Origin of the sequence: Achromobacter pulmonis, from assembly GCF_021733725.1 — a bacterium.
Taxonomy (GTDB): domain Bacteria; phylum Pseudomonadota; class Gammaproteobacteria; order Burkholderiales; family Burkholderiaceae_B; genus Achromobacter; species Achromobacter pulmonis.
Genome location: NZ_JAIFOT010000001.1, coordinates 2,907,941 through 2,933,599, shown reverse-complemented (window position 1 = coordinate 2,933,599; position 25,659 = coordinate 2,907,941). Strand labels below are relative to the sequence as shown.

Genomic DNA, 25,659 nt, shown 5'->3' with positions numbered 1-25,659 from the left:
CATGACTCTCCATTCCCTGGCGTTGCAAGCCGCCACCGAAGATGACCTGCCGTTCCTGCTGGCGCTGCGCAAGGCGACCATGACCGAGCACCTGGCGCGCGTGGGCGCGCCGCGCGACGATGCCCATCACCTGACCCGTATCCGCCATCACTTCGATGACGCCCGGATCGTCTGGCTGCACGGGCGTCCGGCCGGCCTGTTCAAGACCCACCGCGATCCGGATGGCTGGCGCGTGGTGCAGATCCAGATCGACCCCGCCTTCCAGGGCCAGGGGCTGGGCCGGCGCCTGCTGGCGGGACTGCTGCGGCAGGCCGACCAGGAAGGCGCGCCGGTGACCCTGTCGGTGCTCAAGGGCAACCCCGCCCGCCGGCTCTACCAGTCGCTGGGTTTCACCCCCGTCCAGGAGACCGCCCAGGAAATAGAAATGCGCTACGACCCGGCCCCGCCCGCCGCCGGCCACGCCTGACCCGATTCGCCAGCGCCGTCGGGCACGGGCGTTCACGGGTGGCGCGCGGCCGGATATGCGGTTGCCGGCCCTCCACTTTTTTTTCCCGCGGCGGAATATTCCCGTTTCGCCCGGCGTCTGTAGTCGGCAGTTCCCCACCTTCCTACCTGCGAGGCACGACATGCGTACTCAAATCGCCGCCACCCTGGCCCTCTCCTGCGCCGCCCTGTTCTCGGCCGGCGCCCACGCCCAGGCCGTCAAGACCCAGAACGGCATCCTGGTCAACAGCGCCGGCATGACCCTCTACACCTTCGACAAGGATGCCGGCGGCAAGAGCGCCTGCAACGACCAGTGCGCCAAGATCTGGCCACCGGTCATGGCCGCCGCCGACGCCAAGGCCTCGGGCGACCTGAGCATCATCACCCGCGACGACGGCTCCAAGCAGTGGGCCTACAAGGGCAAGCCGATCTACCTGTTCGCCAAGGACGCCAAACCGGGCGACAAGACCGGCGACAACGTCAAGGACGTCTGGCACGTGATCAAGCCCTGAACCGGGTTCGCCGCCCATCCACGCCCGACCATGCGCGCCGACGACGAAGCCGCAATCCTGGCCTGCATCCCCAGCCTGCGGCGGTACGCCCGCGGGCTGACGGGCGACCCGCACCGGGCCGACGACCTGGTGCAGGACACGCTCGAACGCGCCTGGAGCCGCTACTCGCGCTGGCAGCGGCGCGGCGAATTGCGGGCGTGGATGTTCGGCATCATGCATAACCATTTCATCGACGGCGTGCGCGCCAACCACCGGCAGGCCGAACAGGCCGGCGCGGGCGACCTGCCCGACGTGCCGGTGCGCGCCACGCAGACCGACCACCTGGAGGTGCGCGACCTGGACCGCTGCCTGCAAGGCCTGCCGGCCGAGCAGCGCGAAGTGCTGCTGCTGGTATGCGTGGAAGACCTGTCGTACCAGGAAACCGCGCAGGTGCTGGGCGTGCCGATGGGCACGGTCATGTCGCGCCTGTCGCGCGCCCGCGAACGGCTGGGCGCCCTGATGCAAGGCCAGCAACCCGCCAGCCGGCTCCATCGCGTGAAATGACATGAACGACAAACGCCTCCACGCCGTCCCCACCGCCGGCAACCCGATCACCGAAGCCGACCTGCATGCCTACGCCGACGGCCAGTTGCCGCCCGGCCGCCACGCCGAGGTCGATGCCTTCCTCGCCGCCCATCCGCAGGACCTGGCCCGCGTGCACGCCTGGCAGGCCCAGCGCCGCGCGCTGCACGCGCTGCTGGACCCGGTGCTGGACGAACCCCTGCCCCTGCGCCTGCCGCTGTCGCCGCCCGCCCGCCGCCTGCCCTGGCGCGCCGTTGCCGCCGGCATCGCCATCGCCGCTATCAGCGCCAGCAGCGCCTGGCTGGCGCGCGGCGCCCTGGACGCCCGCCATCTGCAAACCGTGTTGGCCACCGCCGCCCCCGACCGCGCCGCCGGCGGCTACGCCCAGCGCGCCGCCATCGCCCACGCCGTCTACGCCCCCGACATGGGCCGCCCCGTCGAAGTCAGCGGCGACAACGAAAAGGCCCTGGTCACCTGGCTCACCAAGCGCCTCGGCGCCCCCGTGCGCGCCCCCTCGCTGACCCAGGCCGGCTACGACCTCGTCGGCGGCCGCCTGCTGCCGGGCGGCAGCGGTCCCGTCGCCCTCTTCATGTACGGCGCCCCCGACGGCCAACGCCTGACCCTCTACGTCACCCGCGAAGCCGCCGGCGGCCAGACCGCCTTCCAGTTCACCCAGGAAGGCCCCGTGCGCGTCTTCTACTGGGTCGAAGGCCAATTCGGCTACGCCCTCTCCGGCGCCGTCAGCCGCGAAGAACTGCAACGCGTCTCCGAAGACGTCTACAAACAACTGCAGGGCTGACCCGGGCGCGAGAGAGAACGCGGGCGCGCCCTTATCGCCGCCACCGCGCGCAGCGACCACCGCCCCGACGCTGAGCAGAACGCCAAGCAAACCGCCTGCCTGCCATCCGCCGCAGCCCGCCGCGCCTCAAGAACCCTCCCGCGCCACATGCAACATATGCAGCGTGATCTTCCTCACCTCGGCCTTGCTCATCTCGATATGCCCGCGCAACATCCTCCCGGCCGCCTCCCCTCGCCGGGCAAGCACCGCACGCAAGATGGCCCCATGCTCCTCATACGTCGCATCCACCCGGAAATCCTTGGTGAAATCCAGGCGCCGCACGATCCGGATCTTCTCCGTCACCTCGCGGTGGATCAGCGCCATCTCCGCATTGCCCGCCGCCGCCACCAGTGAGCAGTGAAACGCCTCATCCAGCTGCGCCACCATCCGCCCATCCAGAATGCGCTGCGCCGGCGGCACCAGCCACACCTGCGCCAGCGCCCCCAGCAGCCCGCGTTCATCCATCTGCTCACGCGCGCACAGCCGCTCCACCGCCGCCAGCTCCAGCACCACGCGCACGTCATACAGCGCCTCGAAGCGCTCGAAATCGAACGGCCGCACCTGCCAGCCGCTGCGCGGACTGGGCAGCACGAAGCCCTCGCGCTCCAGCCGCGCCAGTCCCAGCCGCACCGGCGTGCGGCTCACCCCCAGCCGCAGCGCCAGCTCCGCCTCGGTGAAGCGGTCGCCGGGCAGCAGCCGGAAGTCGAACAGCTCGTCCTTGATCCGCTGGTAGACCTGGTCCGCCAGCGACCCCGCGAGCGCCGGCGCCTGCCGCAGCGCCGGCCCGATGCGTACCGAATCGCGCATGATCAGGTCACCGGGCAGGTGGCATCCTCGGCCAGCACGATCAGCGCGTCGCCCGCGTTCACCGGCTTGCCCGGCACGCAGCGGATCGCCGTCACCGTGCCCGACACCGGCGCGATCACCGACAGCTCCATCTTCATGGCCTCGACCACCACCAGCGTGTCGCCGGCCGCCACGCTCTGGCCCACCTGCACCGGGATCTTCCAGATGTTGCCGCACATGTCGGCGCTGACCAGGCGTTCGCCCTCGCGCAGCGCGGTCTCCACTTCCGGCGCAGCCTCGACCGGCGCCGCCGCCACATCCTCGTGCTTCCACAGCGCCACCTCGGCGTCGAACGCCGTTTTCTGGCGCGCCTGGAACGCACCGATGCTGTCGGCCTGTTCGGCCAGGAAGCGCTGGTGGGCGGCGAAGTCGAACACTTCTTCCTCGATGCGAACCGTGGCGCGGCCTTCGCGGAAGTCCTCGCGCAGCGTATCGAGTTCGGCCTCGCTCACCGGATAGAAGCGCACCTGGTCGAAAAAGCGCAGCAGCCACGGCTTGCCATCCTGGAACACCGGGTTCTTCAGGAACTTGTTCCAGATCGGCAGCGTGCGGCCCACCAACTGGTAGCCGCCGGGCGAGTCCATGCCGTAGATGCACATGTAGACGCCGCCGATGCCCACCGTGCCTTCGGCCGTGAAGGTGCGCGCCGGGTTGTATTTGGACGTCAGCAGCCGGTGGCGCGGGTCGATCGGCACCGCGCACGGCGCACCCAGGTAGACGTCGCCCAGGCCCATGATGAGATAGCTGGCGTCGAACACGATGCGGCGCACGTCCTCGCGGCTGGCCAGGCCGTTGATGCGCTGGATGAAGTCCACATTGTTCGGCAGCCACGGCGCGCTGGCGCGCACGGTTTCCTGATAGCGCTGCACCGCGCCCAGCGTGGCCGAATCCTCGAACGCCATCGGCAGGTAGACCACGCGGGTTGGCACCTTCAGCGTGGCCACGTCGGCCAGCCCCGCCTCGATTTCCAGCAGCCGCGCGATCAGCGCCTGCTGCAGGATCACGCGGCTGTCGTAGCGGATCTGCAGCGAACGCACCCCCGGCGACAGCTCGCATACCCCGTCGATCGGCTGCGCCGCCAGCGCCTCCATCAACAGATGGATGCGCATGCGCAACGCCAGGTCGAGCACGTTGTCGCCGTATTCCAGCAACAGATAGCCGTCGCCCGCCTGGCGGTAGGACACCGACGGACGCGAGCCAGCCGCCGGCAAGGCGGCGACGATGGTCTCCGAGGCCGTGGCCGGCGCCGCCGACGGCGTGGTGGCCTGTGGCGCCACTGCCTGGAGCAGCGCCACGCTGCGATCCTGCGCCGCCTCGCGCGCCACCGCGTCGGCGTAGTCGATGCGCACGAAGCGGATGCGGTCGCCCGGCTTGACCTGCCCCACCTTCCACAGCTCGGCGCGCGCGATCGTCACCGGGCAGACGAAGCCGCCCAGGCTGGGGCCGTCGCGCGTCAGGATCACCGGGCTGTCGCCGGTGAAGTTGATGCTGCCGATGGCGTATTCGCAGTCATGGATATTGGACGGATGCAGGCCGGCCTCGCCGCCGTTCTCGCGCGCCCAGGTCGGCTTGGGGCCGGTCAGGCGCACGCCCAGGCGGTTGGAGTTGTAGTGCACCTCCCAGTCGGCGGCGAAGAAGGCCTCGATGGCTTCGGGACGGAAGAAGTCCGGCGCGCCGTGCGGGCCGTACAACACGCCGATTTCCCAGGTGTTGCCATAGGCCGGGATCAGCTCGGCCGGCGCCGCCTGCGGCGCGCTCACGGGCGCCGCAGCGTTCGCGGCGGCCAGCGCTGGACGAACCAGCGCCAGCATGTCGCCAACCCGCAGCGTGCGGCCGGCATGGCCGCCGAACTGGCCCAGCGCGAAGGTCGAGCGGCTGCCCAGGTAGACCGGCACGTCCAGTCCATTGCGCACCGCCAGGTAGGTGCGGCAGCCGGACAGCGCGCGGCCGGTGGCCAGCACCTGGCCCGAACGCACCGTGACCGGCTGCCACATCGGCACCGGCGCGCCGTCCAGCGTGGCGGCGCATTCGGCGCCCGTCAGCGCGATGATGGCATCGCCATGGAAACGCAACGTCGGCCCGACCAACGTGGCCTCGATGCCCGCCGCATCGGGCGCGTTGCCGACGATGCGATTGGCCAGGCGGAACGCATAATCGTCCATCGGCCCCGACGGCGGCACGCCGATATCCCAATAACCGGTGCGGCCCGGGTAATCCTGCACGCTGGTGTAGGTGCCGGCCTCCAGCACCTCGATCGCCGCGGGGCGATAGACGAAACTCTCCAGGAAGCGGGTCGACAGCTGGCCGGCGCGGAAACGCGCGTCGGCCACAATCTGGCGCAGGTAATCCAGGTTGGTGGCGATGCCGTGCAGGCGCGTATGCGCCAGCGCATCGGCCAGCTTGTCGAGCGCCGCCTCGCGCGTGTCGGCGTGCACGATCAGCTTGGCCAGCATCGGGTCGTAGAACGCCGGCACCTCGGTGCCGGTCGAGACCCAGCCGTCCAGGCGCACGCCGTCGGGAAAATACACCTCGGTCAGCACGCCGGGCGAGGGCTGAAACTGGCGCAGCGGGTCCTCGGCATACAGCCGCACCTCGATCGACGCGCCCCGCGGCGCGCGCGACATCGCGGCCAGGTCCAGCGGCTCGCCCGCCGCCACGCGCAGCATGCATTCGACCAGGTCCAGGCCGGTCACGGCCTCGGTCACCGGGTGTTCCACCTGCAGGCGGGTATTGACCTCCAGGAAATAGAAACTGTCGCGCGCCGGATCGTAGATGAATTCGACCGTGCCGGCCGAGCGGTAGGCCACCGACTCGCCCAGCTTGACCGCGGCGTCCAGCAGCGCCGCGCGGGTCGCGGCCGGCAGGTGCGGCGCGGGGGTTTCCTCGATCACCTTCTGGTTGCGCCGCTGCACCGAGCAGTCGCGCTCGCCCAGCGCCAGCACGCGGCCCATGCCGTCACCGAAGATCTGCACCTCGACATGGCGGGCATTGTCCACGTAGCGTTCGATGAAGGCGCCGCCGTCGCGGAAGAAATGCTCGCCCATGCGCTGCACGCTGTCGAACGCCACCGTCAGCTCGGCCTCGTTGTCGCAGCGCGACAGGCCGATGCCGCCGCCACCGGCGGTGCTCTTGAGCATCACCGGATAGCCGATGCGCTCGGCCTGCGTCAGCGCCTCGCCCAGGCTGGCCAGCAGGCCGGTGCCCGGCGTCATGGGCACGCCGGCCGCCGCCGCCAGCTCGCGCGACCGGTGCTTCAAGCCGAACTCGCGGATCTGCAGCGGCGTCGGGCCGACGAAGGCGATGCCGGCGGCCTCGCAGGCCTCGGCGAACTCGGCGCTTTCCGACAGGAAGCCATAGCCAGGGTAGATGGCCTGGGCGCCGTGCTCGCGCGCGGCCGCCAGCAACAGGTCCATGCGCAGATAGCTGTCGGCGGCCTTCTCGCCGCCCAGCGCCACGGCCACGTCGGCCTCGCGCACATGGGCCGCGTTGCGGTCGGGATCGGAATACACGGCAACACTGCGGATGCCCAGGCGTTTGAGGGTACGGATGGCGCGGACGGCGATTTCGCCACGGTTGGCGATCAGGACGGTATCGAACACGGTTCGGCTCCCAGGGGCGATTGGAATTAGCGGGGGGTGGCGTTCAGGCTGGCGAGATAGGCGCGCCAGCCGCCGAAGGCGGTGATGTCGCGCGCGCCGGCCAGGCCGCGCGGCTCGCAGATAAAGCCCTTGACCTGGCGGCCGTCGTGCAGCGTCAACGTGCCGATGCCCAGCGGCGCCGGGATCTCGGCCACGAAGGCGCCGAACGCCGCCAGCGGGATGTCCCACAGTTCCACCTCGATCGGCGCGCCGCTGTCGGACTTCACCAGGCCGGGTTTGGGCGGGGTGGTATTGGCCAACGCATAGAGCCGGTAGTCGGCGGCGGTGTGGGTTTTTTCGACCAGCACCGCGCGGCGCGAGGTCAGCTGGTGATTCAAAGGCATGCCGCTCAGGTGCGCACCCACGACCGCCACGCGCAGCAAGCCCGGATCGGCCGGCGGCGGTCCCTGGGGCGGCAGCGGCAGGCCCGTGGCGCCCAATGGCAGCCCGCGCTGCGCCTGCCATTGGCGGCCAAAGCACGCCAGCGCGCGGTCCTGCCAGGCCATGCCGATCACGGTGATGCCGGCCGGCAGGCCGTCCTCGCGCATGCCGGCCGGCAGCGCCAGCGCCGACAGATCGGCGAGGTTGGCGAAGTTGGTATAGATGCCCAATTGCGAATTGAGCCGCACCGGGTCGGCCTGCAACTGCGCGATGGTGTAGATCGACGGCGCGGTCGGCACCACCAGCGCGTCAAAGCCCTGCAGCGACTGATGGATGCGGTGCGTCAGCTCGGCGCGGCGGTACTCCGCCTTGAAGGCATCCAGCGCATCGTAATGCGCCGCGCCTTCCACGATGCCGCGCACCACCGGGTGGATGGCATCGGGATCGCGGCGCCACAGCGGCTCGACGGCGGCGAAGCGCTCGGCCACCCAGGGCCCCTGGTACAGCAGGGCCGCCAGTTCGGCAAAGGGCGCGAAGTCGATGCTGTCGACCTGGGCGCCACTGGCCTTGAGCGCCTGCACCGCCGCCTCGAATGCCGCGGCGGCCTGCGTATCGCCGAAGAACTCCAGCCGGTCCGGCACGGCCAAGCGCGGCGTCGCGGGCCAGGGCGCGGCGGCGCCGGCCGGCTGCGCGCGCGAATAGGCATCGCGTGCGTCATAGCCGCCGGCGATGCCCGCGACGCGCTCGGCATCGTCCACCGTCAGCGCGAAGATCGATACGCAGTCCTGCGTGCGGCAGGCCGGCACCACGCCGGCGGTGCTGAGCCACCCCTTGGTCGGCTTGAGGCCGACGATATTGTTGAAACCCGCCGGCACCCGGCCCGAGCCCGCCGTGTCGGTGCCCAGCGAAAACGCCGCCAGCCCGCGCGCCACCACCGAGGCCGAACCGGAACTGGAGCCGCCGCTGATGTACTCGGGCTGGAAACTGTTGGCCACCGCGCCGTGCGGCGAACGGGTGCCGACCAGGCCCGTGGCGAACTGGTCGAGATTGGTCTTGCCGATCAGGATGGCGCCGGCCGCGCGCAGGCGCCGCACCACGGTGGCGTCCTCGTCCGGGGTGTAGGCGAATGCCGGGCAGGCCGCCGTGGTGGGCCAGCCCGCCGCGTCGATGTTGTCCTTGATGGCGAACGGCACGCCGTAGAGCGGCAGACGCGAGCGGTCGCCGCCGGCCGCGGCCAGCAACAAGCGCAGATCGTCGAGCTGGCGCGCCAGCACCGCGGCGCTGGCGCGCGTGATCCAGGCATTGTCGGCCGGATCGTCCGGCGCGGCGGCCAGGGGCATCAACAGCGCTTCGGGCGTGGCGCCATCCTGATAGGCGGACAGCCATTGCGCGATGGTCCAACCGAGAGGGGCCTGCGGCGTTGCTACGGCATTCATGCTGGAATCCTTTCTTGTATACAAGTCCGGATACCCAAGCAATACGCGTGCCATGTGCGCCGCGCCGCCCGCCTTCCCCTTGCGCACCCACGCCGCGGCGGCGGCGCCGCCCGCACCGCCGCCGCGCGCGCACTCCCAACGGGCAACCCGCGCACCGATCTTGTGCGCGCGGCACCAGATTGAACCACGCCATGCCACGCCGCCCGCCGCCGTCCCGCCCCTCTTGACGCCACGGCTCCCTGCGGCGCCTCCGTCCTCGCCACGCAGTTGGCACGGCTCTTGCTTTGAAGTCCTGGTCACGCCCCTGCTCCGGCAGGGCCGCGCGCAGAGGTAGTTGGATGTAGTTCAGGCATTGAGACCGTTATCGCCGGCGCCGCCGGCCTCTTCCCATCCAGGAGTCACCATGAAACGCAGACTAGTCCTCAAGCAATTGACCGCCGCGAGCCTATTGGCCATGTCGGGCTGGACGCCGCAGCTGTTCGCCGCCGAAGACACCATCAAGGTCGGCATCCTGCATTCGCTGTCGGGCACCATGGCCATCTCGGAAACGTCGCTCAAGGACGTCGCCCTGATGACCATCGACGAGATCAATGCCAACGGCGGCGTGATGGGCAAGAAGCTCGAAGCCGTGGTGGTCGATCCGGCCTCGAACTGGCCGCTGTTCGCCGAAAAGTCGCGCCAGCTGCTGTCGCAGGACAAGGTGGCGGTGGTGTTCGGCTGCTGGACCTCGGTATCGCGCAAGTCGGTGCTGCCGGTGTTCAAGGAATTGAACGGGCTGCTGTTCTACCCGGTGCAGTACGAAGGCGAGGAACTGGAGAAGAACGTCTTCTACACCGGCGCCGCGCCCAACCAGCAGGCCATCCCGGCGGTGGAATACCTGATGAGCGAAGACGGCGGCGGCGCCAAGCGCTTCGTGCTGCTGGGCACCGACTATGTATACCCGCGCACCACCAACAAGATCCTGCGCGCCTTCCTGCATTCCAAGGGCGTCAAGGACAGCGACATCGACGAGGTCTACACGCCTTTCGGCCATTCCGACTACCAGACCATCGTCGCCAATATCAAGAAGTTCGCGGCCGGCGGCAAGACCGCCGTCATCTCCACCATCAACGGCGACTCCAACGTGCCGTTCTACAAGGAGCTGGGCAACGCCGGCCTGAAAGCCACCGACGTGCCGGTGGTGGCTTTCTCGGTGGGCGAGGAAGAACTGCGCGGCGTCGACACCAAGCCGCTGGTGGGCCACCTGGCCGCCTGGAACTACTTCGAGTCGATCAAGAATCCGGTCAACGCGGAATTCATCAAGAAGTGGCAGGCCTACGCCAAGGCCAAGAACCTGCCCAACGCCAGCACCGTGGTCACCAATGACCCGATGGAAGCCACCTATATCGGCATCCACATGTGGAAGCAGGCGGTCGAGCAGGCCAAGACCACCGATGTGGACAAGGTGATCGCGGCCATGGGCGGCCAGAAGTTCAATTCGCCGAGCGGCTTCACCATCGAGATGGACAAGACCAACCACCACCTGCACAAGCCGGTCTATATCGGCGAGATCAAGGCGGACGGCCAGTTCAACGTGGTCTGGAAGAGCAAGGGCCCGATCCGCGCGCAACCGTGGAGCCCGTACATCCCGGGCAACGAAAGCAAGCAAGGCCTTTAAACCTGAACCGGAAGCGCAGCCATGCTCAATGCGGTCATCGCGAAATTCCTGCGTCACCTCCTGCTTGCATGGCTGCTGGCCGCGCCGGCGCTGGCCGCCCACGCGGCCGCGCCCGGCGTGGACCCGGCGCTGCTTGCGCCCCTGGCCGGCGACGACACCGACGCCAAGCTGCAGGCCATCGCCGCCCTGGGCCGCCAGCCCGGCGCGCAAGCGGTGCTGCAAGCCCTCGGCAACGATCAACTGTATGCGCTGCCGGACGGCCGCGTGCTGATCGGTGACGGCAACGGCCAGGGCACCGATCCGGTCAGCGGCGCGACCATGGCGCTGCCGCCGCAGGCCGACACCATCGGCATCAACAACCGGCTGCGGCGCGCGATCGGGGCCGCGCTGGCCGGATCGAGGCTGTTTTCCGAGGATGCGCGCGAGCGCCTGGACGCGGCCCGCCGCCTGCAACAGACCGGCGATCCGGCGCGCCTGCCGCTGCTGGAAAAAGCGCTGGCCGCCGAAAAAGACACCGCGGTGCGCGCCGCGCTGGAAATCGCGCAGGCCAACCTCGAACTCAAGAGCACCGACCCGGCCGTGCGGCGCCATGCGGTCGAACTGCTGGGACGCACCGACAACGCCACCTTCCGGCCCACGCTGCTGGCGCTGACGCAACAGCGCGACGGCGTCTACGCCGAACCGGACGCCGCGGTGCGCGAGGCGGCGGCCAACGCGGTCAAACGCATCGACCGCCATCTGGCCACCATCGAGTGGGCCGGCAACCTGTTCTACGGTCTCAGCCTGGGCAGCGTGCTGCTGCTGGCGGCGCTGGGCCTGGCCATCACCTTCGGCCTGATGGGCGTCATCAACATGGCGCACGGCGAGCTGCTGATGATCGGCGCCTATGTCACCTACCTGGTGCAGACCTTCTTCCGCGCCTGGCTGCCGGGCTGGCTCGACTGGTACGTGGCGGCGGCGCTGCCACTGGCCTTCCTGGTGACCGCGCTGGTCGGCATGGCGCTGGAACGCACCGTCATCCGCTGGCTCTACGGCCGGCCGCTGGAGACGCTGCTGGCCACCTGGGGCATCAGCCTGATGCTGATGCAGGGCGTGCGCACGCTGTTCGGCGCGCAGAACGTCGAGGTGGGCAACCCCAGCTGGATGTCTGGCGGCGTCACCGTGCTGGGCGGCCTGGTGCTGACCTACAACCGGCTGGTCATCATCGGCTTCGCGCTGTTCGTGGTGTTCCTGGTGTGGGCGCTGCTGAACCACACGCGGCTGGGCCTGTTCGTGCGCGCCATCACCCAGAACCGGCGCATGGCCGATTGCGTCGGCGTACCCACCGGACGCGTCGACATGCTGGCCTTCGGCCTGGGCTCGGGCATCGCCGGGCTGGCGGGCGTGGCGCTGTCGCAGCTGGGCAATGTGGGCCCGGACCTGGGCCGCGGCTACATCGTCGATTCCTTCATGGTGGTGGTGCTGGGCGGCGTCGGCCAACTGGCCGGCACCGTCATCGCCGCGCTCGGCCTGGGCGGTGTCAACAAATTCCTGGAGCCTTACGCCGGAGCGGTCATGGCCAAGATCACCATCCTGGTGCTCATCGTGCTTTTCGTGCAAAAGCGGCCGCAAGGCCTGTTCGCCCCGCGTGGTCGGAGCGTCGAATGAAACAGACCGCGCTGACCGATCTCAACCTGCTGGCGCGCCGGCCCTTGTTCAACGGCCGCGCCTGGGCCGCGCTGGGCGCGGGCGTGCTGCTGCTGGCGCTGGTGCCGCTGCTGAACCTGGTGTTTCCCGCCGGTCATCCGCTGCACGTCTCGGCCTACGCCGTGGCGCTGCTGGGCAAGTTCATGTGCTACGCCATGGCGGCGCTGGCGCTGGACCTGGTGTGGGGCTACGCCGGCATCCTGTCGCTGGGCCACGGCCTGTTCTTCGCGCTGGGCGGCTACGCCCACGGCATGTATCTGATGCGCGCCATCGGCCGCGACGGCGTCTACCAGAGCAACCTGCCGGACTTCATGGTGTTTCTGGACTGGAAGGACTACCCCTGGTACTGGTCGTTCACCGACCACTTCTGGTACGCCATGCTGCTGGTGGTGCTGGTGCCGGGCGTGCTGGCCTTCGTGTTCGGCTACTTCGCCTTCCGCTCGCGCATCAAGGGCGTGTATTTCTCCATCATCACCCAGGCGCTGACCTTTGCCGCCATGCTGCTGTTCTTCCGCAACGACACGGGCTTTGGCGGCAACAATGGCTTCACCGATTTCAAGCGCATCCTGGGTTTCGATATCACCGCGCCCGGCACCCGCGCCGCGCTCTACTGGATCACGCTGGCGGCGCTGGCCGGCGCGCTGGTGCTGGCGCGCGCCGTCACCCAGTCCAAGCTGGGCCGGGTGCTGACGGCGGTGCGCGATGCCGAGAGCCGGCTGCGCTTCATCGGCTACGACCCGCTCGGCTTCAAGCTATTCGTGTGGACGCTGTCGGCCGTGCTGTGCGGCATCGCCGGCGCGCTGTACGTGCCGCAGGTCGGCATCATCAACCCCAGCGAGATGTCCACCGAGAACTCCATCGAGATGGTGATCTGGGTGGCCACCGGAGGGCGCGGCACGCTGATCGGCCCCATCATCGGCGCCGGCGCCGTGAACGGCCTGAAGACCTGGTTCACCAGCGTGCTGCCCGAGTTCTGGCTGTACGCGCTGGGCCTGATCTTCGTGCTGGTGACCCTCTTCCTGCCCACCGGCATCGTCGGCCTGGCCCGGCGCCTGGCCGCCCGCTATCAGGAGCGACGCGCATGACCAGCACCCATTCCGAAACCGCCATGCTCGACGGCGGCCCCAGCGGCGACGCCGGCTACGGCCGCGTCAGCCCCAAGGGACTGGACACCAGCCACGGCGCCATCCTGTACCTGGAAGGCATCACCGTGAGCTTCGACGGTTTCAAGGCGCTCAATGACCTGACGCTGGACATCGGCGTCGGCGAACTGCGCTGCATCATTGGCCCCAACGGCGCCGGCAAGACCACCATGATGGACGTCATCACCGGCAAGACCCGCCCCAGCGCCGGCAGCGCCTACTTCGGCCAGAGCATCGACCTGACCACGCTGAACGAGGCGCAGATCGCGCACGCCGGCATCGGCCGCAAGTTCCAGCGCCCCACCGTGTTCGAGCAGCACACCGTGTTCGAGAACCTGGAGCTGGCCATGAAGACCGACAAGCGCGTGCGGCCCACGCTGTTCGCGCGCCTGACCGGCGCGCAGGCCGACCGCATCGGCGAGACGCTCGACCTGATCCGGCTGCGGCCCGAGGCCTTCCGCCCCGCCGGCCTGCTGTCGCACGGCCAGAAGCAATGGCTGGAGATCGGCATGCTGCTGATGCAGGAACCGCAGTTGCTGCTGCTGGACGAGCCGGTGGCCGGCATGACCGATGCCGAAACCGAACGCACCGGCGAACTGCTCAATGAACTGCGCGGCCGCCATTCACTGATGGTGGTCGAGCACGACATGGATTTCGTCAACCAGATCGCCGGCGACGGCAAGGTGACGGTGCTGCACGAAGGCTCGGTGCTGGCCGAGGGGCCGATGGCCAAGGTGCAGGCCGACCCGCGCGTGATCGAAGTCTACCTGGGGCGCTGACATGCTGAACGTGAACACCATCGACCAGTACTACGGCGGCAGCCATACCCTGCGCGGCGTGTCCCTGGCGGTCAACCAGGGCGAATGCCTGGCGCTGCTGGGCCGCAACGGCGTCGGCAAGACCACCCTGCTCAAATGCGTGATGGGCGTGCTGCCGGTGGCGCGCGGCGCCATCGGTTTCGACGGCGCCGACGTCACCCGGCTGGCGCCGCACCAGCGCGCCGCGCGCGGCATGGCCTATGTGCCGCAAGGCCGCGATATCTTCGCCCGGCTGACGGTGGAAGAGAACATCCTGATGGGGATGGCGACCAAGCCGGCGGCGCGCGCGCGCCGCATCAAGGAAGACGTATTCGAGCTGTTCCCGGTGCTCAAGAGCATGCTGGCGCGGCGCGGCGGCGACCTGTCCGGCGGCCAGCAACAGCAATTGGCGATTGCCCGCGCGCTGGTGGCCGAACCCAAGCTGATCATCCTGGATGAGCCGACCGAAGGCATCCAGCCATCCATCATCAAGGACATCGGCCGCGTCATCCACATGCTGCGCCAGCGCGGCGACATCGCCATCCTGCTGTGCGAACAGTACTTCGACTTCGCCCGCGAGCTGGCCGATCGCTACGTGGTGCTGTCACGCGGCGAGGTGGTGGCCAGCGGCGACCGCGCCACCATCCACGGCGAGGAGGTGCGGCGCCATCTTTCCGTCTGAAACGGCTTGGATATAATGCGCCGTCATGCACCTTGCCCACTTCCTGAACCGCGGCTACGCCTGGATCGCCCTGATCGCGATCCTGTGGGCGTCCGTGGTTCCGTCGCTGGCGCATGGCGCTCCCCAGGCCGGCGCCAGCCGCCAGGTCACGCTGGACTACTGCGCCCCCGAGGGCCGGTCCTCCCTGACCATCGAGGTTCAGGGCGATGACGCGGCCGGCGACCACGCCGCCCACCACGGCGACGGCACACACTGCCCGTTCTGCCGCAATCCCCAGGCCGGTCCCGGCATCCTGCCCGCGCCCCTGATCGTGCTGCCCGCGCCCGCCGCCGGCGGCGTCACCTATCCGGCGCTGTTCTACCGCGCCGCCCATCCGCTCCATGCCTGGCGCGCGCCTCAGCCGCGCGCCCCGCCCGCGGCCTGACCGCGCTGGCGCCGTCCTCGCGACGGCCGCCGCGCCCGCCAGAACCGGCGCCGTCCGCCCCTTGGCGGCGCCTCCGCGGAACCCTGCGTCCGTGCCTTCGCCGCCCTGCATCGCGGCATCGGCGCGAGCGTGCATGCCGGCCAGCGCCGGCACCGATCATGAAAAAAACCTACGCAGCCTCTTTGCTGGCCGGCGCCTGCGCCGCCAATCCGGCGCTCGCCCTGACCAGCGAGCCCGCCATCGAAACCCTGGCGCCCACCGTGGTCGAAGGCGACGACGCCGACGAACAGCCCAATGGCCCGCTCGACCTGACGCGCATCGACGCCACCGGCAGCCGTCTCGGCCTTAGCTTGAAAGACACGCCGGCCTCCGTCACCGTGGTCTCGCGCCGCCAGATCGAGGCCCGCGGCGCCGTCGATACCCAGGACATCGCCCGCGGCATCCCGGGCGTGACGGCCGCCTCGCCGCCAGGCATGGCTGGCGCGGTCAGTTACCGCGGCTTCGGCGGCAGCCAGGTGTCTCAACTGTTCAACGGCATTTCGGTGCAGTACGACGCAGTCGCGGCGCGGCCGGTCAACAGCTGGATCTACGACCGGGTCGAAGCCATCGGCGGCCCCTCGACCTTCCTGTTCGGCGCCGGCGCGGTCGGCGGCGCCATCAATTACGTCACCAAGCTGGCCGAGCGCGACACCTTCTACGAAGGCCAGTTGCGGCTGGGCTCGTTCGATACGCGCCAGGCATCGGCCGGCATCAACCAGCAACTGTCCGGTTCGCCCGGCGGACGCGGCCATTACCTGCGCATCGACGCCAACACCACCGCCAGCAATGGCTGGGTCGACGGCGAACGTTCGCGCGCCACGCAGGTGGCGGCCTCGCTGCTGTCCGACCTGGGCGAGGACGTCACCCAGACCTGGGCCTTCGAATACCAGCGCGAGCGGGTCGACCGCCCCTACTGGGGCACGCCGCTGACGGTGGACGCGAACGGCAAGGTCAGCGGCGAGGGCCACATCCGCGGCGGCACCCGCTTCAAGAACTACAACGTCGACGATGGCCAGTACGCGCAGTCGGTGCTGTGGGCCCGCTCGCTGACGCAATGGCGCGCGGCGCCGGGCGTGACGTTCACGAACACGCTCTACTACTATCGGGCCGAGCGCGATTTCCGCAACCTGGAAACCTACCGCTACAACGCCGCCAACAGCCGCGTGCTGCGCTCGGGCGCGCTGCTGCAACGGCATGAGCAAAGCCTGATCGGCAACCGCGTCGAAGGCCTGGTCGAATCGACCCTGGCCGGGCTGCCGAGCCGTTGGTCGTTCGGCGCCGACCTGAGCGTGAACAAGCAGACCCGCTACCCCACCAGCCTGCCGGCCACGGTGGACGCGGTCGATCCGTATACGTTCCAGCCGGGCGATTTCTACGACATCCCCGGCATGACGCGCGGCCATAATCCGGACCGCGACAACCGCATCCGCACGCTGGCCTTTACGCTGGAAAACCGCACCGAAGTGCTGCCCGGCGTGGCCATCGTGTCTGCCCTGCGCAAGGACTTCATCGACCTGGACCTGACCAACCGCCGCGCGGTCACGGCCAGTTCGCCGGCCTCGGCCTCGCGCCGCTACGCCCCCACCACCGGCCGGTTGGCGCTGAACTGGGCCATCACGCCGCAGGCCTCGCTCTACGCGCAGTACGCCACCGCCGCCGATCCCCCATCCGGCATCATGGCCACGGCCTCGTTCGCCGACGTGCTCAACAACGACAAACTGACCACCGGCACGCAGAAGGAAGTGGGCGGCAAGTTCGAGTTCTGGGACGGCCGCGGCTCGGCCACCGTCGCCGCCTACGAGATCATCCGCAAGAACATCGCGACGCCCGACCCCGACAATCCCGGGGTCAGCCTGCCCGTGGGCCAGCAGTCGGCGCGCGGCCTGGAACTGGCGGGCGGACTGCGCCTGACGCGCGCGCTGTCGCTACAGGCCAACATCGCCTTCGTCGATCCCAGGTATGACGACTTCTCGCAGACGGTCAACGGTGTCGCGGTATCGCGCAACGGCAAGGTGCCGGCCAACACGCCGCGGCGCGTGGCCAATGCCTGGATCGACTACGCCTTCCTGCCGGACTGGAACGCCAGCATCGCCGCGCGCTACGTCGGCCGCGCCTACGCCGATGCCGCCAACACCGTCTGGGCGCCGTCGTACACCGTGTTCGACGCGGCGCTGTCGCACCGCATCGACCGCCACTTCACCGTCACCGGCCGGGTCCGCAACCTGACCGACAAGGTGTACGCGGCCAATGTCAGCGGCACGCCGATGTTCTACCTGGGCGCGCCGCGCTCGTTCGAACTGACGCTGCAGGCGCGCTACTGAGGACCGCCATGGACGCGATCCCCTCCGCCCGCCGCCGGCCCGCGCCCGTGCCGTGGTCCGCCCGCGCCAAGCGCTGGCTGTACCTGACGCACCGCTGGGCCGGCATCGTGCTGTGCCTGTTCTTCGCCATGTGGTTCATCTCGGGCGCGGTGATGATGTACGTGGGCTACCCCAAGCTCACGCCGCAGGAACGCATGACGCACCTGGCGCCGCTGGACCCGGCCCGGGTCACGGCCACGCCGGCCCAGGCGCTGGCGGCAGCCGGCGCGAACGACATGACGGGCCTGGGCCTGGCCGCGCTGCGCGGCGGCGCGCCGGTCTACCTGGTGCCGATGGGCCGTGGCCGCGCGCCCAAAGTGGTGGACGCCGCCAGCGGCATGCCGCTGCCGCGCGCCGATGCCACGGTCGCCACCGCCAGCGCCGCGGCCTGGTTCGATGGCCGCTACGCCGCGCACTACCAGGGCGAGGTGGACGAGGACGTCTACACGCATTCCGGCGCGCTCGACATGCACCGGCCGCTGCACCGTATCGACATGGACGACCCCGACCACACGCGGCTGTATGTCTCGTCCGCCACCGGCGCGGTGGTGCTGGACGCCACCCGCCGCGAACGGCTGTGGAACTACGCCGGCGCCTGGATCCACTGGCTGTACCCGTTTCGCGGCAATGTCTTCGATCCGTGGTGGCACGACATCGTCGTCTGGCTGTCGCTGGCTGGCGTGGCCGTGGCGCTGACGGGCACGGTGGTGGGCATCCTGCGCTGGCGCTTCTCGCGTCCCTACGCCAGCGGCAGCCGCTCGCCCTACCGCGAGAACATGATGCGCTGGCATCACCTGGCCGGCCTGCTGTTCGCCGGCATCACCCTCACCTGGATTTTCAGCGGATTGATGTCGATGAATCCGTGGAAGGTGTTCAGCAGCAACGCGGCGCCGATGGCGCAACAGGCCTACGCCGGCGGCGCCTACGCCGCCGACGCGCCGCAAGCGTCCCCCGCCGCGCTGATCCGCGCCCTGCCCGCGCCGCCGCGCGAACTGCGCTGGCAACGCGTGGACGGCCAGGATCTGGTGCTGGCCCGCAGCGGCCCGGGCGCGCCGCAACTGCTGTCGGCCGCCGACGCGCGGCCGGTCACGCTCGATCCGGCCGCCCTGCGCGCCGCCGCCGCCCGACTGCTGCCCGGCGCCACCCTCACCGACGTGCAGGTGCTGGACCGCTACGACTTCTACTATTACGGCCGCGACGAGCACGCCATGCTGGGCCATATCGAAAAGCCGCTGCCGGCCTGGCGCCTGGTGTTCGACGACCCACAGGCCAGCTGGATCTACCTGGACCCGCGCACCGGCCAGGTGCTGAGCCGGCAGGACCGGGGCAACCGCGCCAGCCGCTGGCTGTTCGCCTTCCTGCACAGCTGGGACTGGACCGGCCTGCTGGCGCGCCGGCCGCTGTGGGACATCCTGCTGGTGTTCCTGAGCCTGGGTGGCGCGGCGCTCAGCCTGACCGGCGTGGTGATCGGCTGGCGCCGGCTGGGGCGCAAGCTGCGCGCCTGAGGCCGGCGTGGCGGGGACAGGTCGGGAATGCACTATGCTCCTCCCTGTTCCCGCAACACCTCAAGGAAGCGCCCATGTCCGACGTCACCATCTACCACAACCCCAAGTGCGGCACCTCGCGCAACACGCTCGCCATGATCCGCAACGCCGGCATCGAGCCGAGCGTCGTCCTGTACCTGGAGACGCCGCCCTCACGCGCGGAACTGCAGGCGCTGTTCAAGCGCGCCGGCATCACCGTGCGCGATGCCCTGCGCGAAAAGGGCACGCCCTATGCCGAACTCGGCCTGGATGACACCTCGCTGAGCGACGACGCCCTGCTGGATGCCATCGAGGCCCACCCGATCCTGTTGAACCGGCCCTTCGTCACCACCCCGCTGGGCGCGTGCCTGTGCCGCCCGTCCGAACGGGTGCTGGACATCCTGCCGGCGCCGCAGCAGGGCGCCTTCACCAAGGAAGACGGCGAAGCGGTGGTGGATGCGCAGGGCAAACGCATCCAGAAGTAAATGCCGGGTTTTAGGCACGATTTGTAAGCGGACTGACGGGAAACCCCATTACCATCGCGGCTGATCAATTATTACGCCACGATGACAGGTCATGGATTTCCTTGAAGCTTTCAACCAGTCTCTTTTTCTACAGATCAACGCCGCCCCGGCCACGCCGGCGTGGCAGATCCACTTGGCGCTGCTGGTCGCCAACAAGCTGATCCTGCTGGTGCCCGCCACGCTTGCCGCGCTGTGGCTGTGGGGCGGACCTGCCCCGCGCAGCCTGGCGCTCAAGGCGCTGGCCAGCATTGGCGTGGGACTGTGCCTGAGCTATCTGTGCGGCGCCCTGTGGCCGCACGCGCGCCCCTTCGTGTTGGGGCTGGGCCATGCCTTCTTCGTCCACAAGCCGACCTCGTCTTTCCCCAGCAACCACACGATCATCATCGCCACGCTGGCGTTCACGCTGATCTTCGACCGGCGCTGGGCCGGCTGGGGCTACGCCACGCTGCTGCTGGCGGCCGTGGTCGGCCTGTCGCGCGTCTATCTGGGCGTGCACTTCCCGCTGGACATCGCCGGCGGCCTGTTGCTGGCGCCCGTGGCCGCCGGACTGGCCGTGCCGGTATGGCACCGTGTCGGCGCGCCGCTGACGGCCTTGCTGCAGGGCATCTACCGCAAGCTGCTGGCCCTGCCGATCACGCGCGGCTGGATCCGCGCCTGACCGCGCCTGACCGCCCGCGCCGATGCGCCGCGGGCATCGCCTTACCGTTGCGGCCGGGTCAGGCGGCCCGCGCCAACGAGCGGTCCCGGGCGGCGCGCCAGCGGGCCTCGTGCGCCAACAGCCAGCGCTTGCGGAGCAGCCCGCCGCCGTAGCCGGTCAGCGACGCATCGGCGCCGATCACCCGGTGGCACGGCACCACGATTCCCACCGGATTGGCGCCGTTGGCCAGACCCACGGCGCGTACCGCCGAGGCGCGGCCGATACGCCCGGCCAGCACGCCATAGCTGACCGTGTCGCCTGGCCCGATAGCGCGCAGCGCCCGCCACACCTGCCGCTGGAAATCGGTGCCGCCCTGCGCCACCCGCAGCCGGTCGATCGCATCGACTTCACCCTCGAAATACGCCTGCAAGGCGCGGCTGGCCGCCGAGGCGCGCGCGGCGTCCTCCACCTTGACCGCGCCCTTGCCGTACTGGCGGCGCAGCAAATCATGCATGCGGGGTTCGTAGTCCGCCCAATCGACGGCGCGCAGGCATTGCCCGGCATCGATCAGCACGAGCATTTGCCCGATGGGCGTGGCGATGCGTTCAAGGGTGAAAGTCTGGACGGGCATGACAGGCTCCGGAGGCGGCGTTGACGGGACCAATATAGGCGCGTCGGCGGACCTTCGCTGGCGGATTCCGGACATGGCAGTCGTCGTGACAACAATGTCCGGAATCCGCTAGATCAGGGCGACCGACGGCGCTAGCATGACCCTCATGAACCTCGACCACGACGCCTGCTACAGCGCCATCCGCGTGCGCGACGCCCGCTACGACGGACGCTTCTTCACCGCCGTCAAGACCACGCGCATCTACTGCCGCCCGGTATGCCCGGCGCGCACGCCGCTGTCGCGCAATGTCGTCTTCTACCCCACGGCCGCCGCCGCCCAGGAAGCGGGTTTCCACCCCTGCCTGCGCTGCCGGCCCGAAACCGCGCCCGCCGCCGGCCGCGCCCGCGAGCTGCCCGACAGTGTCGCGCGCGCCCTCGGCATGATCGAACTCGGCGCGCTCGACGACGCCGGGGTGGACGCCCTGGCCGCGCGCCTGGGCGTCGGCGAACGCCAGCTGCGGCGCCAGTTCCGCCAGCACCTGGGCGCCTCGCCCGTGGCGGTGGCGCAAACCCGGCGCGTGCTGCTGGCCAAGCAGCTGATCCACGAAACCCGGCTGCCCATGGCCGAGATCGCGTTTGCCGCCGGCTTCGGCAGCATCCGCCGCTTCAACGAGATCTTCCTGGCCCTGTTTGGCCGCGCGCCGGGCGAACTGCGCCGTTCCGGCAAGCCCGACGTCTCGGCCGGCCCGCAAGGCGAAATCAGGCTGCTGCTGCGCTACCGCCCGCCCTATGACTGGCCCGCCATGCTGGATTTCCTGCGCGTGCGCGCCATTCCCGGCATCGAACGGGTCACGGACAACCGCTACACGCGCACCATCGGCCTGGACGGCGCCCAGGGCACCGTGCGGGTCGAACCCGGCGCCGGCAACGCGCTGCAAGCCACCCTGCGGTTCCCCCGGCTGCACGCCCTGCCCGCCCTCATCGCCCGGCTGCGGCGCGTCTTCGACCTGGACAGCGATCCCGCCGCGCTCGCCGCCCAGTTGGCGCATGATCCCGTTATGGCCGCGCTGACCGCCGCCCGTCCCGGCCTGCGCGTGCCCGGCGCCTGGGATGGCTTCGAGCTCGCCCTGCGCGCCGTCCTCGGCCAGCAGATCACGGTGGGCGCGGCCATCAAGCTGGCCGGCAAACTCGTCGCCGCCCACGGCCAGCCGCTGGACCAGCCCGACGGCGGCCTGAGCCACCTGTTCCCGACACCGGCCGCCATCGCCCCCGTCGACCTCGCCTCCCTCGGCATGCCCCGCAGCCGCGCCGCCACGCTCAGCGCCGTCGCCGCCGCGGCCCTGGCCGACCCGCAGCGGTTCGAGGCCAGCGACAACCTGGACAGCGCCGTCACCCGGCTGCGTACCCTCCGCGGTGTCGGCGAATGGACCGCCCAGTACATCGCCCTGCGCCAACTGCGCGAACCCGATGCCTTCCCCGCCTCCGACATCGGCCTGATCCGCGCCCTGGAAAAACTCGAAAACCGCACATACACCCCGGCCCAGCTCCTGGCCCGCGCCGAAGCCTGGCGCCCCTGGCGCGCGTATGCGGCCCAGCATCTGTGGGCAGCGTATTGAGTCAGCCGGATGGCGTTACGCAATGCCGCGGCGCGCGCCTCTCAGCCCCGCCCGGCCCCCCGCGCAACGGGCGGCCTGCGAAGCCCCCCGGCCGCATCAAAAGTCAGTCGCGAAAATTCTCGAACTGCAACGGCAAGTCCACATCCGTCTTCTTCAGCAACGCAATCGCCGTCTGCAGGTCATCCCGCTTCTTGCCGCTGATGCGCAGCTTGTCGCCGTTGATCTGGCTCTCGACCTTGAGCTTCGCGTTCTTGATCGCCGCGATCAGCTTCTTGGCCACCGGCTGTTCGATCCCCTGCTTCACGGTGATCTTCTGCCGCGCCCCGCCCAGGTTCTCCAGCGGGTCCGCCACATCCAGGCACCGCACATCGATGCCGCGCGCCGACAGCCGGCCGCGCAGGATGTCCAGCATCTGCTTGAGCTGGAACGCGCTCGACGCCACCTGCGTCACCACGAAGCCTTCCAGCTCGAACTTGGCATCCGTGCCCTTGAAATCGAAACGGGTAGCGAGTTCGCGGTTGGCCTGGTCGATGGCGTTGGTGAGTTCGTGTTTGTCGACTTCGGAGACGACGTCGAAAGTAGGCATGACACTGGGTCCTGTCGATAGAGAAAAAAAGGCGGCCGCGGCCGCCGCGGATTGCCCCATTTTACCGGGGCTGGCGCCCATCAAGCCATCAGCACCAGCAACCGGTCCGCCTGCAACGGATGCGGCATCACCCGCGCCTCGATGCCGTAGGCCAGATACAGGTTGGCCGGCGTCAGCACCTGCGCCGGCGTGCCCTGCGCGATCGCCTGGCCACTGCCCAGCAGCAACAGGCGGTCGCACCAGCGTGCCGCCAGATTCATGTCGTGCAGGATCACCAGCACGCCCGTGTTGCCCTCGTGCGCCAGGTCCGCCGCCCGTCGCATCAACTCGGCCTGATGCTTGGGATCGAGGCTGGCGGTCGGTTCGTCCAGCAGCAGGTAGCGGGCCTCGCCCTCTGCGCGCGCCGCGCGGCATTGCACCAGCGCCCGCGCGAACTGCACCCGCTGCTGTTCGCCGCCCGACAGTTGCGGATAGCGGCGCCCGTCCAGGTGGCCGGCATCGGCCCACGCCAGCGCCTGCCGCGCCAGGTCGTCGACCGCATCCGGCGACAGCTCCGGAAACGGATACGCGCCCATCGCCACCACTTCGCGCACGCCCAGGTCGAAGGTCAGCCCGGGCTTCTGCGGCAGCACCGCGCGCTTGCGCGCCTGCTCGCGCGGCCGCATCGCGCCCAGCGGGCGGCCATCCAGCGTCAGGCTGCCGCTGTCGGCAGCCAGTTCGGCCGACAGCGCGCCCAGCAGGGTCGACTTGCCCGCGCCATTGCTGCCCAGCAGGCCCACCACCTCGCCCGCCGGGATCGCCAGCGACACCCGGTCGAGGATGCGTTTGCCGCCGCGCGCCAACGTCAGGTTCTCGGCGGCCAGCATCAACCATGCCTCCGGCCGCGCGCCAGCAGCCACAGAAAGAAAGGACCGCCCACCAGCCCGGTCACCAGGCCGATCGGTAATTCGGCAGGCACCACCACGATGCGCGCCAGCCAGTCCGCCAGCGTCATCACCAGCGCGCCGCCCAGCAGGCAGGCCGGCAACAGCAGCCGGTGGTTGGCGCCCAGCGTCATGCGCGCCAGGTGCGGCACCACCAGGCCGACGAACACGATGGTGCCGCTGGCGGCCACCAGCGGCCCGACGATCAAGGTGCAGGCCAGCACCAGCCGGGCCCGCGCCTGCCCGAGCGAATAGCCCAGGTGCTGGGCCTCGCGCTCGCCCAGCAGCAGCGCATTCATCACGCGCCATTGCCGCAACAGCCAGCATGACAGCAGCAGCACCCACGGTCCCAGGAACGCCAGCAGCTTCCAGTTGGCGCCGGCCAGGCTGCCCATGTTCCAGAAGGTCAGGTCGCGCAGCTGGGCATCGCTGGCCATGAAGGTGAACAGGCCGATCAGGCTGAACGCGATGGCTGTGATCGCCACTCCCGCCAGCAACAGCCCCGCCACGCCCGGCACCCGCCGGCCGACCAGATAGGCCGACAGCGTCGCGGCCAGGCTGCCGATGAAGGCGCCCGGCGCCGTGTACCAGAAGCCGCCTTGCGTCATCACGATGGCGATGACCGCGCCCAGCGAAGCGCCGGCGGAAATGCCGATCAGCCCCGGCTCGGCCAGCGGATTGCGGAACAGCGCCTGCAACGCCGCCCCCGAGATCGCCAGGCCGGCGCCCATCACCACCGCCAGCAGCACGCGCGGCAGGCGGATGTCGATCAGCACGTTGCGCCACAAGGCCTGTTCGGGCGCGGGCGCGCCCCACAACAGCGACGGCAAGTCGCGCAACGGAATCGACACCGCGCCGCTGGCGCTGGCCACCGCCATCGCCAGCAGCAGCGCCACGGCCAGCAGCGCCAGCGCCCACGGCGTCCTAACGCGCCATGGCATGCGCGGCCTCCTGCTTGAGCTGGGCCAGCGCCTGCGGCAGGCGCGGGCCCAGGCCCAGGATCAGCAGATCGTCCATCACGATGATGCGCTGCTTGGCCGCGGCCTGCGTGACGGCGATACCGGGCAGTCGCGCGAAGCCCTCCAGCCCGCCGCTGGCCTGCACCGATTCGCGCGTGACGATGATCAGGTCGGGCGCCAGCGCGCCGATGGCCTCGGGCGACAGCGGCTTGTAGCCCTGCTGCGCGTCCAGCACGTTGTCCAGCCCGGCCAAATGCATGATTTCGGCCGCCGCGGTGCCGCGCCCCGCGCCTTGCGGCGCGCCGCTGCGGTTGATCAGCAGCAGCGCCCGCGCGCGCGTGGCCGGCATGGCCTCGGCCTTGGCCAGCGCGCGCGTCACGTCCCGCACCATCTGCTCGCCCGCCGGCGCTGCGTCCAGCGCCGCGGCCACGGCGCGGATGCGCGCCTTGAGCGAATCGACCGACGGCGCGTCCGGCACACTCACCACCCGCACGCCGACCTCGCCCAACCGCTTGAGCGCGTCGGGCGGACCGGCCTGCTCCGAGGCCAGCACCAGATCCGGCTTGAGCGCGAGCACGCCCTCGACCGGCACGGCGCGGTAATAGCCGACCCGCGGCAGGCGGGTCGCGGCCTCCGGATACAGGCTGGACAGGTCGTCGCCGACCAGCCGGTCGCCCTGCCCCAGGCCGTACACGATCTCCGTCACGGTGCCGCCCAGGGTCACCACGCGCGTGGGCGGCGCCGCCTGCGCGCCCGCCACCAGCAGCCATCCCGCCACCACCATCAGCCATTTCTTCATG

At 69.9% G+C, this 25,659-nt stretch carries 23 protein-coding genes; 15 read left to right on the top strand and 8 right to left on the bottom strand.

The features are described from left to right. Window position 1 precedes the first annotated feature (1 nt). The 4 genes from K2W61_RS13500 (at window position 2) to K2W61_RS13485 (ending at window position 2,355) form a co-directional block, all read left to right on the top strand. Window positions 2-466, top strand: a complete 465-nt coding sequence (locus K2W61_RS13500; protein ID WP_175133579.1) for a GNAT family N-acetyltransferase — start codon at window positions 2-4, stop codon at window positions 464-466. A gap of 160 nt (window positions 467-626) precedes the next feature. Then, window positions 627-995 (top strand): COG4315 family predicted lipoprotein, encoded by a 369-nt coding sequence (locus tag K2W61_RS13495; protein WP_175133578.1) that lies wholly within the window; start codon window positions 627-629, stop codon window positions 993-995. A 30-nt stretch (window positions 996-1,025) separates the two neighbouring features. Next, complete coding sequence (locus K2W61_RS13490; protein ID WP_175141693.1) at window positions 1,026-1,538, top strand: RNA polymerase sigma factor; 513 nt, start codon at window positions 1,026-1,028, stop codon at window positions 1,536-1,538. Between the two features lies 1 nt (window position 1,539). After that, a complete protein-coding gene (locus K2W61_RS13485; protein WP_236755823.1) occupies window positions 1,540-2,355 on the top strand; it encodes an anti-sigma factor family protein in 816 nt (271 codons plus the stop codon). A gap of 126 nt (window positions 2,356-2,481) precedes the next feature. Here the strand turns inward: K2W61_RS13485 and K2W61_RS13480 are convergent, their stop codons facing one another. Genes K2W61_RS13480 through atzF form a run of 3 tightly spaced genes read right to left on the bottom strand, consistent with a single transcriptional unit; the run spans window position 2,482 to window position 8,695 of the window. Beyond that, window positions 2,482-3,201, bottom strand: a complete 720-nt coding sequence (locus K2W61_RS13480; protein WP_175133575.1) for a GntR family transcriptional regulator — start codon at window positions 3,199-3,201, stop codon at window positions 2,482-2,484. A 2-nt stretch (window positions 3,202-3,203) separates the two neighbouring features. Further along, on the bottom strand, window positions 3,204-6,839 hold the full coding sequence (gene uca, locus K2W61_RS13475; protein WP_175133574.1) for an urea carboxylase: 3,636 nt from the start codon (window positions 6,837-6,839) through the stop codon (window positions 3,204-3,206). Between the two features lie 26 nt (window positions 6,840-6,865). Next, window positions 6,866-8,695, bottom strand: a complete 1,830-nt coding sequence (gene atzF / locus K2W61_RS13470; RefSeq protein WP_236755822.1) for an allophanate hydrolase — start codon at window positions 8,693-8,695, stop codon at window positions 6,866-6,868. Between the two features lie 403 nt (window positions 8,696-9,098). Between atzF and urtA the strand changes: the two genes are divergently transcribed. The 10 genes from urtA to K2W61_RS13420 all read left to right on the top strand — a co-directional run bounded on the left by urtA (window position 9,099) and on the right by K2W61_RS13420 (window position 20,187). After that, window positions 9,099-10,352, top strand: coding sequence for an urea ABC transporter substrate-binding protein (urtA, locus tag K2W61_RS13465; protein WP_175133572.1), 1,254 nt, complete (start codon window positions 9,099-9,101; stop codon window positions 10,350-10,352). 21 nt (window positions 10,353-10,373) lie between these two features. Next, the gene (urtB, locus tag K2W61_RS13460) at window positions 10,374-11,999 is read left to right on the top strand and encodes an urea ABC transporter permease subunit UrtB (protein ID WP_175141696.1); all 1,626 of its coding nucleotides are present in this window, start codon (window positions 10,374-10,376) and stop codon (window positions 11,997-11,999) included. Then, window positions 11,996-13,123 (top strand): urea ABC transporter permease subunit UrtC, encoded by a 1,128-nt coding sequence (urtC, locus tag K2W61_RS13455; RefSeq protein WP_175133570.1) that lies wholly within the window; start codon window positions 11,996-11,998, stop codon window positions 13,121-13,123. The genes urtB and urtC overlap by 4 nt, the downstream gene beginning before the upstream one ends. After that, the gene (gene urtD / locus K2W61_RS13450; RefSeq protein ID WP_175133569.1) at window positions 13,120-13,959 is read left to right on the top strand and encodes an urea ABC transporter ATP-binding protein UrtD; all 840 of its coding nucleotides are present in this window, start codon (window positions 13,120-13,122) and stop codon (window positions 13,957-13,959) included. The genes urtC and urtD overlap by 4 nt, the downstream gene beginning before the upstream one ends. Before the next feature lies 1 nt (window position 13,960). Beyond that, complete coding sequence (gene urtE, locus K2W61_RS13445) at window positions 13,961-14,659, top strand: urea ABC transporter ATP-binding subunit UrtE (protein ID WP_175133568.1); 699 nt, start codon at window positions 13,961-13,963, stop codon at window positions 14,657-14,659. A 25-nt stretch (window positions 14,660-14,684) separates the two neighbouring features. After that, window positions 14,685-15,083 carry a DUF2946 domain-containing protein gene (locus K2W61_RS13440; RefSeq protein WP_175133567.1) on the top strand — a complete coding sequence of 133 codons (399 nt, stop codon included), beginning with the start codon at window positions 14,685-14,687 and terminating at the stop codon, window positions 15,081-15,083. A gap of 158 nt (window positions 15,084-15,241) precedes the next feature. Next, window positions 15,242-17,443, top strand: coding sequence for a TonB-dependent receptor (locus K2W61_RS13435; RefSeq protein ID WP_236755821.1), 2,202 nt, complete (start codon window positions 15,242-15,244; stop codon window positions 17,441-17,443). Window positions 17,444-17,451: 8 nt separating this feature from the next. Next, window positions 17,452-18,987, top strand: a complete 1,536-nt coding sequence (locus tag K2W61_RS13430; RefSeq protein ID WP_236755819.1) for a PepSY domain-containing protein — start codon at window positions 17,452-17,454, stop codon at window positions 18,985-18,987. A 74-nt stretch (window positions 18,988-19,061) separates the two neighbouring features. Further along, the gene (gene arsC, locus K2W61_RS13425; RefSeq protein WP_175133564.1) at window positions 19,062-19,490 is read left to right on the top strand and encodes an arsenate reductase (glutaredoxin); all 429 of its coding nucleotides are present in this window, start codon (window positions 19,062-19,064) and stop codon (window positions 19,488-19,490) included. A 91-nt stretch (window positions 19,491-19,581) separates the two neighbouring features. Beyond that, window positions 19,582-20,187, top strand: a complete 606-nt coding sequence (locus K2W61_RS13420) for a phosphatase PAP2 family protein (protein ID WP_236755818.1) — start codon at window positions 19,582-19,584, stop codon at window positions 20,185-20,187. A gap of 58 nt (window positions 20,188-20,245) precedes the next feature. Here K2W61_RS13420 and K2W61_RS13415 read toward each other — a convergent pair whose 3' ends face one another. Then, window positions 20,246-20,797 (bottom strand): methylated-DNA--[protein]-cysteine S-methyltransferase, encoded by a 552-nt coding sequence (locus K2W61_RS13415; protein WP_175141700.1) that lies wholly within the window; start codon window positions 20,795-20,797, stop codon window positions 20,246-20,248. Between the two features lie 145 nt (window positions 20,798-20,942). On the opposite strand from K2W61_RS13415, the gene K2W61_RS13410 reads away from it, so the two are divergent. After that, entirely contained in the window at window positions 20,943-22,391 is a 1,449-nt protein-coding gene (locus tag K2W61_RS13410; RefSeq protein WP_236756981.1) for an AlkA N-terminal domain-containing protein, read from the top strand. 103 nt (window positions 22,392-22,494) lie between these two features. Here the strand turns inward: K2W61_RS13410 and K2W61_RS13405 are convergent, their stop codons facing one another. From K2W61_RS13405 to K2W61_RS13390, 4 genes are all read right to left on the bottom strand, one after another. After that, the gene (locus tag K2W61_RS13405) at window positions 22,495-22,977 is read right to left on the bottom strand and encodes a YajQ family cyclic di-GMP-binding protein (RefSeq protein ID WP_006386723.1); all 483 of its coding nucleotides are present in this window, start codon (window positions 22,975-22,977) and stop codon (window positions 22,495-22,497) included. A gap of 80 nt (window positions 22,978-23,057) precedes the next feature. Beyond that, entirely contained in the window at window positions 23,058-23,846 is a 789-nt protein-coding gene (locus K2W61_RS13400) for a heme ABC transporter ATP-binding protein (RefSeq protein WP_236755817.1), read from the bottom strand. After that, window positions 23,843-24,841, bottom strand: a complete 999-nt coding sequence (locus tag K2W61_RS13395; RefSeq protein WP_236755816.1) for a FecCD family ABC transporter permease — start codon at window positions 24,839-24,841, stop codon at window positions 23,843-23,845. Before K2W61_RS13395 ends, K2W61_RS13400 begins: the two co-directional genes overlap by 4 nt. Further along, a complete protein-coding gene (locus K2W61_RS13390; protein WP_175133559.1) occupies window positions 24,825-25,658 on the bottom strand; it encodes a heme/hemin ABC transporter substrate-binding protein in 834 nt (277 codons plus the stop codon). The genes K2W61_RS13395 and K2W61_RS13390 overlap by 17 nt, the downstream gene beginning before the upstream one ends. Between the last annotated feature and the right edge of the window lies 1 nt (window position 25,659).

Excerpts from the sequence above, each read along its gene's own strand:
- K2W61_RS13480 (WP_175133575.1), bottom strand. The coding sequence starts at position 3,201 with ATGCGCGATTCGGTACGCATCGGGCCGGCGCTGCGGCAGGCGCCGGCG.
- K2W61_RS13395 (WP_236755816.1), bottom strand. The coding sequence starts at position 24,841 with ATGCCATGGCGCGTTAGGACGCCGTGGGCGCTGGCGCTGCTGGCCGTG.
- K2W61_RS13435 (WP_236755821.1), top strand. The coding sequence starts at position 15,242 with ATGAAAAAAACCTACGCAGCCTCTTTGCTGGCCGGCGCCTGCGCCGCC.
- urtB (WP_175141696.1), top strand. The coding sequence starts at position 10,374 with ATGCTCAATGCGGTCATCGCGAAATTCCTGCGTCACCTCCTGCTTGCA.
- K2W61_RS13390 (WP_175133559.1), bottom strand. The coding sequence starts at position 25,658 with ATGAAGAAATGGCTGATGGTGGTGGCGGGATGGCTGCTGGTGGCGGGC.
- urtA (WP_175133572.1), top strand. The coding sequence starts at position 9,099 with ATGAAACGCAGACTAGTCCTCAAGCAATTGACCGCCGCGAGCCTATTG.
- urtC (WP_175133570.1), top strand. The coding sequence starts at position 11,996 with ATGAAACAGACCGCGCTGACCGATCTCAACCTGCTGGCGCGCCGGCCC.
- arsC (WP_175133564.1), top strand. The coding sequence starts at position 19,062 with ATGTCCGACGTCACCATCTACCACAACCCCAAGTGCGGCACCTCGCGC.
- K2W61_RS13430 (WP_236755819.1), top strand. The coding sequence starts at position 17,452 with ATGGACGCGATCCCCTCCGCCCGCCGCCGGCCCGCGCCCGTGCCGTGG.
- K2W61_RS13405 (WP_006386723.1), bottom strand. The coding sequence starts at position 22,977 with ATGCCTACTTTCGACGTCGTCTCCGAAGTCGACAAACACGAACTCACC.
- atzF (WP_236755822.1), bottom strand. The coding sequence starts at position 8,695 with ATGAATGCCGTAGCAACGCCGCAGGCCCCTCTCGGTTGGACCATCGCG.
- K2W61_RS13440 (WP_175133567.1), top strand. The coding sequence starts at position 14,685 with ATGCACCTTGCCCACTTCCTGAACCGCGGCTACGCCTGGATCGCCCTG.
- K2W61_RS13500 (WP_175133579.1), top strand. The coding sequence starts at position 2 with ATGACTCTCCATTCCCTGGCGTTGCAAGCCGCCACCGAAGATGACCTG.
- K2W61_RS13420 (WP_236755818.1), top strand. The coding sequence starts at position 19,582 with ATGGATTTCCTTGAAGCTTTCAACCAGTCTCTTTTTCTACAGATCAAC.
- K2W61_RS13485 (WP_236755823.1), top strand. The coding sequence starts at position 1,540 with ATGAACGACAAACGCCTCCACGCCGTCCCCACCGCCGGCAACCCGATC.
- urtD (WP_175133569.1), top strand. The coding sequence starts at position 13,120 with ATGACCAGCACCCATTCCGAAACCGCCATGCTCGACGGCGGCCCCAGC.
- K2W61_RS13490 (WP_175141693.1), top strand. The coding sequence starts at position 1,026 with ATGCGCGCCGACGACGAAGCCGCAATCCTGGCCTGCATCCCCAGCCTG.
- urtE (WP_175133568.1), top strand. The coding sequence starts at position 13,961 with ATGCTGAACGTGAACACCATCGACCAGTACTACGGCGGCAGCCATACC.
- K2W61_RS13410 (WP_236756981.1), top strand. The coding sequence starts at position 20,943 with ATGAACCTCGACCACGACGCCTGCTACAGCGCCATCCGCGTGCGCGAC.
- K2W61_RS13495 (WP_175133578.1), top strand. The coding sequence starts at position 627 with ATGCGTACTCAAATCGCCGCCACCCTGGCCCTCTCCTGCGCCGCCCTG.
- K2W61_RS13415 (WP_175141700.1), bottom strand. The coding sequence starts at position 20,797 with ATGCCCGTCCAGACTTTCACCCTTGAACGCATCGCCACGCCCATCGGG.